Source organism: Pseudonocardia adelaidensis, assembly GCF_039543345.1.
GTDB classification, from domain to species: Bacteria; Actinomycetota; Actinomycetes; order Mycobacteriales; family Pseudonocardiaceae; genus Pseudonocardia; species Pseudonocardia adelaidensis.
Window position 1 is genome coordinate 1 of sequence record NZ_BAABJO010000002.1, and the last position, 13,420, is coordinate 13,420.

Consider the following 13,420-nt stretch of genomic DNA (forward strand, 5'->3'; position numbering starts at 1 on the left):
CACACGAACGGATCCCGTCACCGGCCCACCCGTCGCGGTCGTCGAACTCGGCCACCAGCTGCAGGAAGCGGGCCTGGGCGGCGGCGATGTGCCCGGCCAACCCCAACAGCTCCGATTCCAGATCATCAATACTCATTCCCTGCAGCGGGGTGGGCAGCGAAACAATAGCGGCGGCAGACATGGAATTCCCCTGAGTCGGCGTGGTGTTCGGTCTCAGGATGACATCGACGTCTGACAATTTTTCTGGCCTCGCAGACTGCGTTCCGCGGAACGCGGTCAACGATGGCAGCAACCACTTCTCGGGGAGGGTCGGGGTGGGAATCCGGACCACCGGATGGTTGCGTGGGCACCGGCGGAGGCGGTCTCGTCGCAGACGGGCGTGCCCGCCGGTCGGGGACGGCCGCCAGAGCAACCCCAAGGGTTCGGTAGTGATCCCGACCCAGCCACCTCCGAACGCGCCGGGCAGCCGTGAACGCGCGTGACAGTGCCGAGATCCCGCCGACGGCGGTGGCCATCGACGGCCGGGGCGACTGGGCTCGCCGACGTGAGAACTGCGGAACGCGCCCACACCGTCTGGTGACGATCAGGGGCGGAGGACGGTGAGATGGAAGCGGCCGTACTTGCGGACCGCCATCGCCGCTGACCGCACCGCGGACGCCGGGGCCGACGGCGGCAGCAGGTCCAGCACGAGGTCGACCGGCCCCGCGGCCGCCCGCATCCGCTCGGTGTCCTCCTCCCCGGTCAGCTCGACGGTCCGCACCCGGGCCCCGAACCGCTTCTCCAGCTCGGCGAGCATCGCGGCGTTGCGCCCCGGAGCGACGACGGCACCGGCCCCCATCGCGAGCGCCGTCGCCACGCCGGCGCTGCCGTAGTTGCCGGTCACCCCGCTGACCAGCACGGTCTCTCCCGGCTGCAGCCCGACGGCGTGCAGCCCGCCGTACGGCACCAGGCACACGTGCACCGCGCACCACCGGCCCGCGTCGGCCGGATCGATCGGCCCGAGCGGATGCGTGTTCTCGGTCGGCACGAGCAGCCGCTCCGCGAACGAGCCCCACCCGTAGTAGCGCTCCAGCGCCAGCCCGCCCCACCGCGGGCACTCCACCCCTGCAACGTGATGTCCGGGCTGAGCGCGTCGTCGCGGGACCGGATCGTCGGATCGCACAGCACCCAGTCACCGGGAGCGAGCCGGGTGGCGCCCGGCCCGACGGACCGGACCCGGGCGGGCCCACCCCCGGGACCGCGGGCAGGCTGACGCTCCTCGATACCGCCGCACGCACGCTGTTCGGCGCCGGATGGGCCGAGGTGGCGCGGCACGCCGTCGCCCAGTTCCGGGCGGCCCACGACCTGGCCGGGCCGGACCCGGCGTTCACCGCCCTGTCCGGGCGCCTCCGGGACGGCTGCCCCGAGCTCGCGGGATGGTGGGGACGAGCACCGGGTCGCCGCCGCCGGATCGGGCCGCAAGGTGCTCCACCTGCGCGGCGGCCCGGTGGCGTACGAGTACGTGACCCTGCAGGCCACCGACGATCCCGCGCTGCGGCTGACGGTCTACAGCCCACCCGGCGGGGCTCAGCCCGGCAGGACGATCTTGGCCAGCTCGGCGGACGACGCCAACAGCGGGTGGGACGGCAGCACGCGCACGGTGTAGCCGGTGAGCCCGGCGTGCGGCAGCTTGACCACCGACTCGAACCGCTCGCCCATCCCCTCGGCGAGGCCGACGTGCTCCATCGCGACGGTGACCGAGTCGGCCAGGTCGTCGGTCTCGCCGACCCGCCCGATGACCGCCTCGACGGTGACGTCGCCCGGCGCGAGCCCGGCCAGCTGCACCGACGCGCGGACCGTCATCTCCGCGCCCACCTCGGGCGTGTCCGGCAGCCCGGACGCGTCGACGCCGGTGATCTCCACCTGCGGCCAGGACGCGTTGAGCCGCGACCGGTACGCGGCCAGCTCGCGGGCGGGGCGGAAGTCGTCGCCGGAGATCCGGGCGGCCGCCCGCGCGGCGGGGGCGTACCAGTCCTCGACGTACTCGCGCACCATCCGGCTGGCCTGCACCTGCGGCCGCAGGGTGGTGAGCGTGTGGCGCACCAGCTCCACCCAGCGCGGCGGCACCCCGTCCACGCGCTCGTAGAACGCGGGCGCCACCTGCGTGGCGAGCAGCTCGTAGAGCGCGTTGGCCTCGAGGTCGTCGCGCCGGAGCGGGTCCTCGATGCCGTCGGCGGTGGGGATCGCCCACCCGTTGGCGCCGTCGTAGAACTCGTCCCACCACCCGTCGCGGATCGACAGGTTGAGCCCGCCGTTCAGCGCCGACTTCATGCCCGAGGTCCCGCAGGCCTCCAGCGGCCGCAGCGGGTTGTTCAGCCACACGTCGCAGCCCCAGTAGAGGTACCGCGCCATCGACATGTCGTAGTCGGGCAGGAAGACGATGCGGTGGCGCACCGCGGGGTCGTCGGCGAACCGGACGATCTCCTGGATCAGTGCCTTGCCGCCGTCGTCGGCGGGGTGGCTCTTGCCCGCGACCACGAGCTGCACCGGCCGGTGCGGGTCGAGCAGCAGGTCCCGCAGCCGGTCCTTGTCGCGCAGCATCAGCGTGAGGCGCTTGTAGGTGGGCACCCGGCGGGCGAACCCGACGGTGAGGACGTCGGGGTCGAAGACGTGGTCGGTCCAGGACAGTTCCGGCAGCGACGCCCCGCGTTGCAGCCACGCCTCCCGCACCCGGCGGCGCACCTCCGACACCAGCCGCGCACGCAGCGCGCCCCGCAGCTCCCACAGCATCTCGTCGGAGACCGGATCGCGCTGCATGTGGTTCGCGGCCGGGCCGCAGTCGCCGAGCAGGGCGGTGACCTCGCGGGCCTCCCAGGTGGCACCGTGCACGCCGTTGGTGACCGATCCGATCGGCACCTCGTCGCGGTCGAAGCCGGCCCACAGCGCGCCGAACATCCCGCGCGAGACCGCGCCGTGCAGCTGGGAGACGCCGTTGGCGCGCTGGGCCAGCCGCAGGCCCATGTGCGCCATGTTGAACATGTTGGGGTTCTCCTCGGCGCCCAGCGCGAGCACGCGGTCCATCGGAACGCCGGGCAGCATCTCGTCCGAGAAGTAGTGCCTCACGAGGTCGAGCGGGAACCGGTCGATGCCGGCGGGCACCGGGGTGTGCGTGGTGAAGACGGTGCCCGCCCGCACCGCGGCCACGGCCTCGTCGAAGGACAGCCCGTCCCGCTCGTGCAGCTCGCGGATGCGCTCCAGCCCGAGGTAGCCGGCGTGCCCCTCGTTGGTGTGGAACACCTCGGGTGCCGGGTGCCCGGTGAGCGCGCAGAAGGCGCGCACGGCCCGCACGCCCCCGATGCCGACGAGGATCTCCTGCTTGATGCGGTGGTCCTGGTCGCCGCCGTAGAGCCGGTCGGTGACGCCGCGCAGGTCGGGCTCGTTCTCCTCGATGTCCGAGTCGAGCAGCAGCAGCGGCACGCGCCCGACCGTGGCCTGCCAGACGCGCGCCTTCAGCACGCGCCCGCGCGGCATCGCGACCTCGACGAGCACCGGCGCGCCGTCGGCGTCCGCGAGCAGCTGCAGCGGGAGGCCCTGCGGGTCGAGCACGGGGTAGTGCTCGAGCTGCCAGCCGTCCAGGGAGAGCGACTGCCGGAAGTACCCGGAGCGGTAGAGCAGCCCGACGCCGATCAGTGGCACGCCGAGGTCGGACGCGGCTTTGAGGTGGTCACCCGCGAGCACGCCGAGGCCGCCGGAGTAGTTCGGCAGCACCTCGCTCACGCCGAACTCCATCGAGAAGTAGCCGACGGCCGCGGGCAGCGAGGGGTCGTCCTCGCGTTCCAGCTGGTACCAGCGCGGCTCCTGCAGGTAGCTCCCGAGGTCGTCGGCCAGCTCCCGCACGGTGACGACCGTGTCGGCATCCTTCGCCAGCTCTCCGAACCTCGTCGAGGAGATCTCCCCGAGCAGCCGGACCGGGTCGTGCCCGGCCCGCTCCCACGCGTCGGGGTCGAGCGTGGCGAAGAGGTCCTGGGTGGGGGTGTGCCAGGTCCACCGCAGGTTGGTGGCCAGGGTCTGCAGCGGAGCCAGCGCGGACGGCAGCTGGGCGCGGACGGTGAACCTGCGAAGAGCCTTCACCCTGCAGACCTTAGTTGAATGGATCCCGGGATCGGTCCAGTACTCGCCCGCCGCGCGTTGACACCGACCAAGAACTACAAACGTCGGTTGCAGTTCGAGCGGAGGGTCACATGGGTCGCAGCAGCCGGAGCGCCGTCGCGATCCACGCGCTCACGATGCTGGGCCGCTGGAACGACCGGTCGCTGACGTCCGCGGAGATCGCCGACAGCCTGGCGAGCAACCCGCGGACCTGCGCCGTTCTCGTGCGCCCAACTGCAACCACATCGGTGTCAGTTCAACGAGGGAGCCGCCTTCTCCGACGCCTTCCTGGCCATGGCCGTGGTCACCGCGCTCGCACTGGTGGTGGCCTTCCGGATGCGCCCGGCGCGATGAGATCCGAGCATCCGCGCAGCGGCCTGGGCGATCCTCGCCGCGCTCGCGGCCCATCGGTGCTCCTGGTGGCACTACGGTCGTGAGATGGACCTCGACGAGGCGCGCGACGTCGTCCGCGAGCAGCACCGGGCCGTGTTCGCCACGATCCGCGGGGACGGCACCCCGCAGATGTCGCCGGTGCTGGTCGCGGTGGACGACGGGGGACGGGTGCTCGTGAGCACCCGGGAGACCGCGCTCAAGGTGCGCAACCTGCGTCGCGACCCGCGGTCGTGGCTGTGCGTGCTGCCCGACGGGTTCTTCGGCCGCTGGGTCCAGGTGGAGGGCCGCACGGAGATCGTCTCCCTGCCGGCCGCGATGGACGGCCTCGTGGACTACTACCGGCGCGTCTCCGGCGAGCACGACGACTGGGACGGCTACCGGGAGGCCATGCGGCGGGAGCGGCGGGTGCTGCTGCGGGTCGAGCTCGTCCGGGCGGGGCCGGACCGCTCCGGCTGACAGCTCCCGCTCACCGCGGCGACACCCCACCGCGCCCCGGTCACCCCAGGTGCCGGGAGAACCAGTCGACGGCCAGCCGGTCCACCTCGGCGGCCTCGGGCAGCTGCGGCGCAGGCTCCGTGCCGGGCTCCTCGGCCAACACGTGCCCCATTCCCGGCACGATCACGAGCCCGGCCTCCACCGACCGCTGGGCGAGCGCATCGCGCAGCCGCCGGGCCGGCGCCCGGAAGCCCGGCTCGTCGTCCTCCTCACCCACGACGAGCAGCGTGGCCGGGCACCCCGTCAGCTCGTCGGCGCGCGCCACGAAGTCGAGCCGCCGGGCGATCTCGAGCGACGGCTCCGCCCAGGGATATGTGACCCCGAACCGGCGGCCCATCGCTTCGACCACCGGGCTCAGCTGGGACATGGGGCTGACCAGCACCGCCGCGGCGACGTCGAAGCCGCCCTCCGCGAGCACGAGCTGCGCGACGGCCGAACCGAGCGACCCACCGAGCAACCCGATCGGGCCGTCCCGGAACCCGAGCCGGCTCCGCAGCTCGGCGTAGGCGGGCGCGAACTCCTCCGCCGCCTGCGCGCTGATCGGCCCGTACAGGTTCCGCACGGCGTCCTCGTAGCCGAGCCTCATCAACCCGTCGACGCCGTCCTCGGGCAACCGGGCCCCGTGCATCGGCAGGCCCAGGTAGATCCGCCACGCGTCCAGCCCGGCGAGCGGCAGCGCCGCCGCGAACGCCGCCTCGGTGCGCGGCGCGTCCATCAGGTGCCACGCGGCGACGACGGGCGCGTCCGCGGGGTCACCCTGCGGGGGGACGGCGCGGAACGGGACTCCCGCCGCGGTGCCGGTGATCGCGGTGCTGACTGCCATGGCTCCTCCTTCGAACTGTACGGTGTCCAATTTAACTGAACGATGTACAGTTGACAAGATGCAGGGCACCCGAGGCCCCGGCCGGCGCGCCGGGCTGAGCCGCGACCGCGTCCTCGACGCCGCCACCGACGTGATCGCCGAGCACGGCGCGGTGACGATGCGCGCGGTCGCACAGCGCCTCGGCGTCGCACCGAACACGCTCTACAGCCACGTCGCGGACAAGACCGAGCTGGTGGACGGCGTGCTGGACCGGGTCCTCGCCCAGGTCGAGGCCCCGGGCCCCGACCCGGGAGGCGATCCCGGCGACGCGATCCACCGGTTGATGACGTCGACCCACGACGTTCTGCTGCGCCACCCGCAGCTGCTGCCGGCGTTCCTCACCCGCCAGGGAGCCCGGGGCGAGAACGCGCATCGACTCGGCGCCGTCATGCTCGAGCACCTGGCGGCGGCCGGGATCACCGGCGACGCGGCCCGCGAGGCCCTGCGCGTCCTGATCGTCTACACGATCGGGTTCGCGGCCTTCGACGGCGCGCCGGAGGAACGGCCGGTCCCCGGCTCCGAGCTGCGGGACAACTTCGACCGGGGGCTGCGCTGGCTGATTGCGGGGATCACCGCGGGCGAGGCCCCCGACCGGCGTTCTGAATCGTTGCGGTGACCATCGGGTGAACGACCGCTCCCCGTTCTGCCCCCGGGCAGATCGGGTAGGTAGGTTTGTGACTTCCGCGACGCGTGAGCAGCTGGGGGTGTGCCGATGACCGGCCGGCTCGGGATCGATGACGTGACTCCCACCGTGAGCGGCGGTCGTCATCCGAGCAAGGCCGTCGTGGGCGAGGTCGTCCCGATCACGGCCACCGTGTGGCGCGAGGGCCACGACGCCGTCGCGGCCAACGTCGTCTGGCGCCGGATCGGCAGCCAGGGCGCCGCGCACCACGTGCGCATGACGCCCGTCGGCAGCGGCACTGACCGGTTCGCCGCCACCGTCGTGCCCGACGAGCCGGGCCTGTGGAGCTTCCGCGTCGACGCGTGGAGCGACCCGTGGTCCACCTGGCGCCACGCCGTCACGGTCAAGCTGTCAGCGGGCCAGGGGGCCGACGAGCTGGCCAACGACCTCGAGGTCGGCGCCCGGCTGCTGCAGCGGGTCGGCCGGCGCCCCGGCGAGCGCCCGCACCGCGACCTGCTCTTCGGCGCCGCCAACGCGCTGCGCGACACCGCACTCCCGCTGCACGCGCGCGTGGCCCCGGCGCTGTTCCCGGCCGTCGAGAAGATCATGACCGAGCGGCCGGTGCGCGAGCTGATCACGCGCGGGCGCGCGCAGCAGATCCACGTCGACCGCGAGCGCGCCCTGTTCGGCTCCTGGTACGAGTTCTTCCCGCGCTCCACCGGCGGCGTCGACGAGCAGGGCCGCCCGATTCACGGCACCTTCGTCACCGCGTCGAAGGAGCTCGACCGCGTCGCCGCGATGGGTTTCGACGTCGTCTACCTGCCGCCGATCCACCCCATCGGCACGGTGCACCGCAAGGGCCGCAACAACAACGTCAACGCCGGGCCCGGCGACGTCGGGTCACCGTGGGCGATCGGCTCGGCCGACGGCGGGCACGACGCGATCGAGCCGGAGCTCGGCACCATCGAGGACTTCGACGCGTTCGTCGACCGCACCCGGGACCTCGGCATGGAGGTGGCGCTCGACTTCGCGTTGCAGTGCGCCCCCGACCACCCCTGGGTCACCGAGCACCCCGAGTGGTTCACCGTGCGTCCCGACGGCAGCATCGCCTACGCGGAGAACCCGCCGAAGAAGTACCAGGACATCTACCCGGTCAACTTCGACAACGACCCGGCCGGGATCTACGCCGAGTCGCTGCGGGTGGTGCTGCACTGGGCCGAGCACGGGGTGCGGATCTTCCGGGTGGACAACCCGCACACCAAGCCGCCGAACTTCTGGCACTGGCTGATCTGGCAGGTCAAGTCCCGCTACCCGGACGTGCTGTTCCTCGCCGAGGCGTTCACGCGCCCGGCGCGGCTCTTCGGCCTCGCGCGGCTGGGCTTCACGCAGTCCTACACGTACTTCACGTGGCGCACCACGAAGGCCGAGCTCACCGACTTCGCGCTGATGCACGCCGAGCGCGCCGACGAGTGCCGGCCCAACTTCTTCGTGAACACCCCGGACATCCTCCACGAGTCGCTGCAGACCGGCGGCCCTGCGATGTTCGCGATCCGCGCCACGCTCGCGTCCACGCTGTCGCCGACCTGGGGCGTCTACTCCGGGTTCGAGCTGTTCGAGTCCGAACCGGTGCGGCCGGGCAGCGAGGAGTACCTCAACTCGGAGAAGTACGAGCTGCGCCCCCGCGACTTCACCGCCGCCGTCAACCGGGGCCGGTCGCTCGAGCCCTACCTCGCCCGGCTCAACGAGATCCGCCGTGCCCACCCGGCGCTGCAGCAGCTACGCGACCTGCACTTCCACGAGGTCGACAACGACGCGATCATCGCCTACTCCAAGACCGACCCGGCCACCGGCGACACCGTGCTCGTGGTGTGCACGCTCGACTCGTTCCACCCTCAGGAGGGCACCACCGCGCTGGACATGCCCGCGCTGCGTGCCGGCTGGAACGACCGCCTCACGGTGCACGACGAGATCACCGACGAGACGTACGACTGGGGCCAGTACAACTACGTGCGGCTGGAGCCGTCGCGGAACGTGGCCCACATCTTCCGGGTGGAGCGGTAGCCGAGGATTCCAGCGCCGGGCGCGGCCTCAGCGGAAGGCCGCCACGTTGCGTCCGGCCCACTCCGCGTAGGCGCGTGCCGCACGGCCGAGGACCCGCTCCACATCCGGGCTCACCCGCTGCTCGGCCGGGGTCGGTTCCCCGAGCGCACCGAGGGTGGCCTCGACGACCGGCTCGGGCATGAACCCCAGCATCTGCGCCTTCGCCTCGGCGCGGGTCTGCTCGACGAGCCGCACCTGCTCGCCCAGCGCCGCACCGATCGCCGCAACGCGCTCCCGGGGTGAGACCGGCGACGGCCCGGTGATCTCGTAGGTCCGGCCCGCGTGGCCCTCCCCGAGCAGGACGGCGGCGGCGACGTCGGCGATGTCGGCCGGGTCGACGACGGGGACCGCGACGTCCGGGAACGGGGTGGGCACCGTCCGCGCGGTGCGCACCGGCTCCGCCCACGCGAGGTCGTTCGTGGCGAATGCCCCCGGCCGCAGCAGCGTCCACTCCAGGCCCGAGGCCGTGACCGAGTCCTCCAGCCCGGACGGGTGCCGCCCGCTCGCGACGCCGATGGAGGACAGCAGTACGACCCGCCGCACGCCGCCGTCCCGGGCGACCTCCAGCACGGCGTCGAGGTCGGCCGCGGCCCCGTGCACGTCGGCGGAGGTCAGCAGGAAGAGCGCCTGGGCGCCGGACACCGCCTGCGCGAGCGTGTGCGGGCGCAGCAGGTCGCCCGCCACGGCCTCGACGCCGTCGGGCACGTGCGACGGGCGCCGGGACACGGCGGTCACCTTCTCCCCCGCATCGACGAGCGCCTGCACGAGGGGCCGTCCGACGTTCCCGGTGGCTCCGGTCACCACGATCATGATCTGCTCCTTGTCGTTCGGTTCGGACGCAAGCTAATCTCCTGGGGCTAGTAGGTACCTAGGGGAAAGTGACCACCCATGGCGGCGCAGGCGTGCCCGATCAGCCCGGTCGTCGACATCGTCTTCAGCCGGTGGACCACCCCGATCCTGTGGACGCTGCACGAGCTCGGCAGGCAGCGGTTCGTCGAGCTCCAGCGGCGCATCGAGACGATCACGCCGAAGGTCCTCACCCAGCGGCTGCGGCAGCTGGAGCGCGACGGGCTCGTGGTGCGCACCTACCACCCCAGCGTCCCGCCGCGGGTGGAGTACGAGATCAGCGAGCTGGGGCTCAGCCTGGCGCCGCTGTTCGCGCAGCTCGCCCACTGGGCCGAAGCGCATCTCGGCGAGGTCGACCGGGCGCGCAGCAGCTACGACGCGGCCGGCCGCCCCCTGAGCAGCTAGCCGCGAACCCGCTCGCACACCAAGAGCGGCGTCCGCACGGCAACTGCAGCCGGTGTGCCGGCACCACGGTCCGGGTGTGACCGCGGGGCGGGAATTCGGTCACACGTCGTGATCTCCCGGGCGCGCTGCGCGACACATCCGAGGTCCCTGCCCCCGCGCTCCGTGATGCCGGGAGCTACGCTCCGACGCAGCCGCCGAGCCACGTCGTGCGTCGGGCACCGAGCCCGGCGAGACTGGCCGGGTGCCCCCTCCGCCATCCGTCCCCGCCCGGTAGGAACGCGATACGCCCATGTCGACCGACACCTCGGCCCCAGAGACCCGGCACACCGAAGACGACCAGCTCGTCGAGACCTCGTCGGAGGATTTCGAGCATGCGCGCCCGCTGGACGTCGACCACGACTGGTTCAAGCGGGCCGTCTTCTACGAGGTACTGGTCCGGGCCTTCTCCGACTCCAACCGGGACGGAACGGGCGACCTGCGCGGCCTGACCGAGAAGCTCGACTACCTGCAGTGGCTCGGCGTCGACTGCCTGTGGCTGCCGCCGTTCTACGACTCCCCCCTGCGGGACGGCGGCTACGACATCCGCGACTTCCGGGCCGTGCTCCCCGAGTTCGGCACCGTCGACGACTTCGTGGTGCTGCTCGACGAGGCCCACAAGCGCGGGATCCGGGTCATCACCGACCTCGTCATGAACCACACCTCCGACCAGCACCCGTGGTTCGAGGAGTCCCGGCGCAACCCCGACGGGCCCTACGGCAACTTCTACGTCTGGGCCGACGACGACTCCGGCTACCCGGACGCGCGGATCATCTTCGTCGACACCGAGACGTCCAACTGGACCTACGACCCGATCCGCGGCCAGTTCTACTGGCACCGGTTCTTCTCCCACCAGCCGGACCTGAACTACGACAACCCGGACGTTCAGGAGGCGATGATCGAGGTCCTGCGGTTCTGGCTCGACCTGGGCATCGACGGGTTCCGGCTGGACGCCGTCCCCTACCTGTTCGAGCGCGAGGGCACGAACTGCGAGAACCTGCCGGAGTCGCACGAGTTCCTCAAGCGCTGCCGCAAGGTGATGGAGGTCGAGTACCCCGGCCGGGTCATGCTCGCGGAGGCCAACCAGTGGCCGTCCGACGTGGTGGAGTACTTCGGCGACGCCGACAGCGGCGGCGACGAGTGCCAGATGGCCTTCCACTTCCCGCTGATGCCGCGCATCTTCATGGCGGTCCGCCGGGAGAACCGCTTCCCGATCTCGGAGATCCTGGCCCAGACGCCCGCGATCCCGTCGGGCTGCCAGTGGGGCATCTTCCTGCGCAACCACGACGAGCTCACGCTCGAGATGGTCACCGACGAAGAGCGCGACTACATGTACGCGGAGTACGCCAAGGACCCGCGCATGAAGGCCAACATCGGCATCCGCCGCAGGCTGGCCCCGCTGCTCGACAACGACCGCAACCAGCTCGAGCTGTTCACCGCGCTGCTGTTGTCCCTGCCCGGTTCACCCGTTCTGTACTACGGTGACGAGATCGGAATGGGTGACAACATCTGGCTCGGCGACCGCGACGCCGTGCGCAGCCCGATGCAGTGGACGCCGGACCGCAACGCCGGCTTCTCCACCTGCGACCCCGGACGCCTCTACCTGCCGCTGATCATGGACCCGCTGTACGGCTACCAGGCGGTGAACGTCGAGGCCCAGCTCAACAGCACCACGTCGCTCCTGCACTGGACCCGGCACATGATCGAGATCCGCAAGCGGCACCCCGCGGCGTTCGGCCTGGGCGAGTACCACGAGCTCGGCGGCTCCAACCCGTCGGTGCTCGCCTACGTGCGCTCGTGCGGGGACGACGTGGTTCTGTGCGTCAACAACATGTCTCGATTCCCGCAGCCGGTGGAACTGGACCTCTCGGCATGGCAGGGTTGCTGCCCCCACGAGTTGACCGGAGGTGTGCCCTTCCCGCGCATCGGTGAGCTGCCCTATCTGCTGACCTTGCCCGGGCACGGCTTCTACTGGTTCTCGATCACCCCTGTGGAGGACGCTGGATGAGGCTGGACGAGGAGCTCCCCGAACTTCTGCCCGAGTGGTTGCCGAGGCAACGCTGGTTCGCGGCGAAGGGGCGGCACGTCCGGTCCGTCGCGGTCGCGTCCAGCACGCCGCTGCGGACGGGCGGGGAACCGCTCCTCGACCACGTACTCCTCGCCGTCGACTTCGCCGACGACTCCCCCGTGCAGCACTACCAGATCCTCGTCGCCCGTCGTGAGCAGCCGCGCGGCGAGCTGGAGCACGTCGTGATCGGACCGGTCGGCCGGCACATCGCCTACGACGGCCTCTGGGACACCGCCGTCACGACGTGGTTGCTCGACGCCATCCGCACCGGGCGGACGGTGGGCGGGATCCGGTTCGTCCCCGAGCCCGGCGCCGAGATCGCGGAGGGCGTCGCCGGCCGGGTGCTCGGGGTCGAGCAGTCCAACACCTCCGTGTCGTGGGGCGAGCAGTCGATCCTCAAGCTGTTCCGGCGGGTGCAGCCCGGCGTCAACCCGGACCTCGAGCTGCACCGGGCACTGCGGTCGGTCGACAGCAACGAGGTGGCCGCCCTGCAAGGCGCGGTCGAGGGCGTCCTCCACGGGGAGCCCGTCACGCTCGGGATGCTGCAGGACTTCGCCGCGAACTCCGCCGAGGGCTGGGCCATGGCCCAGGCGAGCGTGCGCGACCTGCTCGCCGAGGGCGACCTGCGGGCCGACGAGGTGGGCGGCGACTTCGCGGCCGAGGCCTCCCGGCTGGGCGAGACGATCGCCGTCGTGCACGCCGAGCTGCGGGAGGCGCTCGCCACCGGCGAGGCCGACCCGCGGACGATGGCCGGGGCGTGGCACGACCGCCTCGACGCCTCCGTCGCCGACGTCCCCGCGCTCGCCGCGTGCGCCGAGCCGATCCACGCCATCTACGACGCCGTCGCGGCGCTGGCCGGCCCGCTGCCCACCCAGCGCGTGCACGGCGACCTGCACCTCGGGCAGACGCTGCGCACGCCGCACGGGTGGCTGGTGATCGACTTCGAGGGCGAGCCCGCCGCCCCGCTCGCACACCGCGTCCGGCCCGACTCGCCGTTGCGCGACGTCGCCGGCATGCTGCGCTCGTTCGACTACGCCGCGTTCCACCAGCTCTCGCAGTGGGAGCAGTCGGGCGACTGGACCGACCCCGACCAGGACTCCCAGCTCGTCTGGCGCGCCCGGGAGTGGGCGGACCGCAATCGCTCCGCCTTCTGCGACGGCTACGCCCTGCGGGCCGGCGCCGACCCCCGGGAGCAGGCGGTCCTGCTGCGGGCGTTCGAGCTGGACAAGGCCGTGTACGAGGTGGTCTACGAGACCCGCTTCCGCCCGGCATGGGCCCCGATCCCGCTCGCGTCGATCAGCAGGCTGACCGCCGACGCGCAGTCCGACGCCGGAGTCTGAGGAAACCGTCGGTGCGCTCGGGCACACTCGTCCTCGATGACCGAGACCCCCGGCGAGGTGGCAGAGGCCGGGCTCCCGCGTACCCGGGCAGGCGACGACGCGGGGTTCCACCGCCTCGTCGCTCC

The 13,420-nt window shown here is 72.2% G+C and carries 11 protein-coding genes and 1 pseudogene; 7 read left to right on the plus strand and 5 right to left on the minus strand.

What is annotated here, in order from left to right; all coding sequences use genetic code 11:
• Together ABEA81_RS01810 and ABEA81_RS01815 are read right to left on the minus strand one after the other, a co-directional pair.
• On the minus strand, positions 1–181 hold a 181-nt coding region (locus ABEA81_RS01810; RefSeq protein WP_345602783.1), incomplete at its 3' end, for a hypothetical protein.
• Positions 182–583: 402 nt separating this feature from the next.
• Entirely contained in the window at positions 584–1,102 is a 519-nt protein-coding gene (locus ABEA81_RS01815; RefSeq protein ID WP_345602784.1) for a hypothetical protein, read from the minus strand.
• Between the two features lie 176 nt (positions 1,103–1,278).
• Here ABEA81_RS01815 and ABEA81_RS42505 point away from each other — a divergent pair.
• Positions 1,279–1,398 (plus strand): annotated as a pseudogene (locus ABEA81_RS42505) (MmyB family transcriptional regulator); the annotation flags it as partial.
• Positions 1,399–1,566: 168 nt separating this feature from the next.
• Here ABEA81_RS42505 and glgP read toward each other — a convergent pair.
• A complete protein-coding gene (glgP, locus tag ABEA81_RS01820) occupies positions 1,567–4,110 on the minus strand; it encodes an alpha-glucan family phosphorylase (RefSeq protein WP_345602785.1) in 2,544 nt (847 codons plus the stop codon).
• A 456-nt stretch (positions 4,111–4,566) separates the two neighbouring features.
• Here glgP and ABEA81_RS01825 point away from each other — a divergent pair, with 456 nt between their 5' ends.
• Positions 4,567–4,977 carry a PPOX class F420-dependent oxidoreductase gene (locus ABEA81_RS01825; protein WP_345602786.1) on the plus strand — a complete coding sequence of 137 codons (411 nt, stop codon included), beginning with the start codon at positions 4,567–4,569 and terminating at the stop codon, positions 4,975–4,977.
• Between the two features lie 40 nt (positions 4,978–5,017).
• On the opposite strand, the gene ABEA81_RS01830 is transcribed toward ABEA81_RS01825, so the two are convergent.
• A complete protein-coding gene (locus tag ABEA81_RS01830; RefSeq protein ID WP_345602788.1) occupies positions 5,018–5,839 on the minus strand; it encodes an alpha/beta hydrolase family protein in 822 nt (273 codons plus the stop codon).
• Between the two features lie 58 nt (positions 5,840–5,897).
• Between ABEA81_RS01830 and ABEA81_RS01835 the strand changes: the two genes are divergently transcribed.
• Entirely contained in the window at positions 5,898–6,494 is a 597-nt protein-coding gene (locus ABEA81_RS01835) for a TetR/AcrR family transcriptional regulator (protein ID WP_345602789.1), read from the plus strand.
• Between the two features lie 96 nt (positions 6,495–6,590).
• The gene (locus ABEA81_RS01840) at positions 6,591–8,561 is read left to right on the plus strand and encodes an alpha-1,4-glucan--maltose-1-phosphate maltosyltransferase (protein ID WP_345602790.1); all 1,971 of its coding nucleotides are present in this window, start codon (positions 6,591–6,593) and stop codon (positions 8,559–8,561) included.
• A gap of 27 nt (positions 8,562–8,588) precedes the next feature.
• Here ABEA81_RS01840 and ABEA81_RS01845 read toward each other — a convergent pair whose 3' ends face one another.
• The gene (locus tag ABEA81_RS01845) at positions 8,589–9,410 is read right to left on the minus strand and encodes an NAD(P)H-binding protein (RefSeq protein WP_345602791.1); all 822 of its coding nucleotides are present in this window, start codon (positions 9,408–9,410) and stop codon (positions 8,589–8,591) included.
• A 78-nt stretch (positions 9,411–9,488) separates the two neighbouring features.
• On the opposite strand from ABEA81_RS01845, the gene ABEA81_RS01850 reads away from it, so the two are divergent.
• The 3 genes from ABEA81_RS01850 (at position 9,489) to ABEA81_RS01860 (ending at position 13,295) form a co-directional block, all read left to right on the plus strand.
• Positions 9,489–9,851 (plus strand): winged helix-turn-helix transcriptional regulator, encoded by a 363-nt coding sequence (locus tag ABEA81_RS01850; protein WP_345602792.1) that lies wholly within the window; start codon positions 9,489–9,491, stop codon positions 9,849–9,851.
• Positions 9,852–10,140: 289 nt separating this feature from the next.
• Positions 10,141–11,895, plus strand: coding sequence for a maltose alpha-D-glucosyltransferase (treS, locus tag ABEA81_RS01855; protein WP_345602794.1), 1,755 nt, complete (start codon positions 10,141–10,143; stop codon positions 11,893–11,895).
• Complete coding sequence (locus ABEA81_RS01860; RefSeq protein WP_345602795.1) at positions 11,892–13,295, plus strand: maltokinase N-terminal cap-like domain-containing protein; 1,404 nt, start codon at positions 11,892–11,894, stop codon at positions 13,293–13,295. The genes treS and ABEA81_RS01860 overlap by 4 nt, the downstream gene beginning before the upstream one ends.
• Positions 13,296–13,420 lie beyond the last annotated feature (125 nt).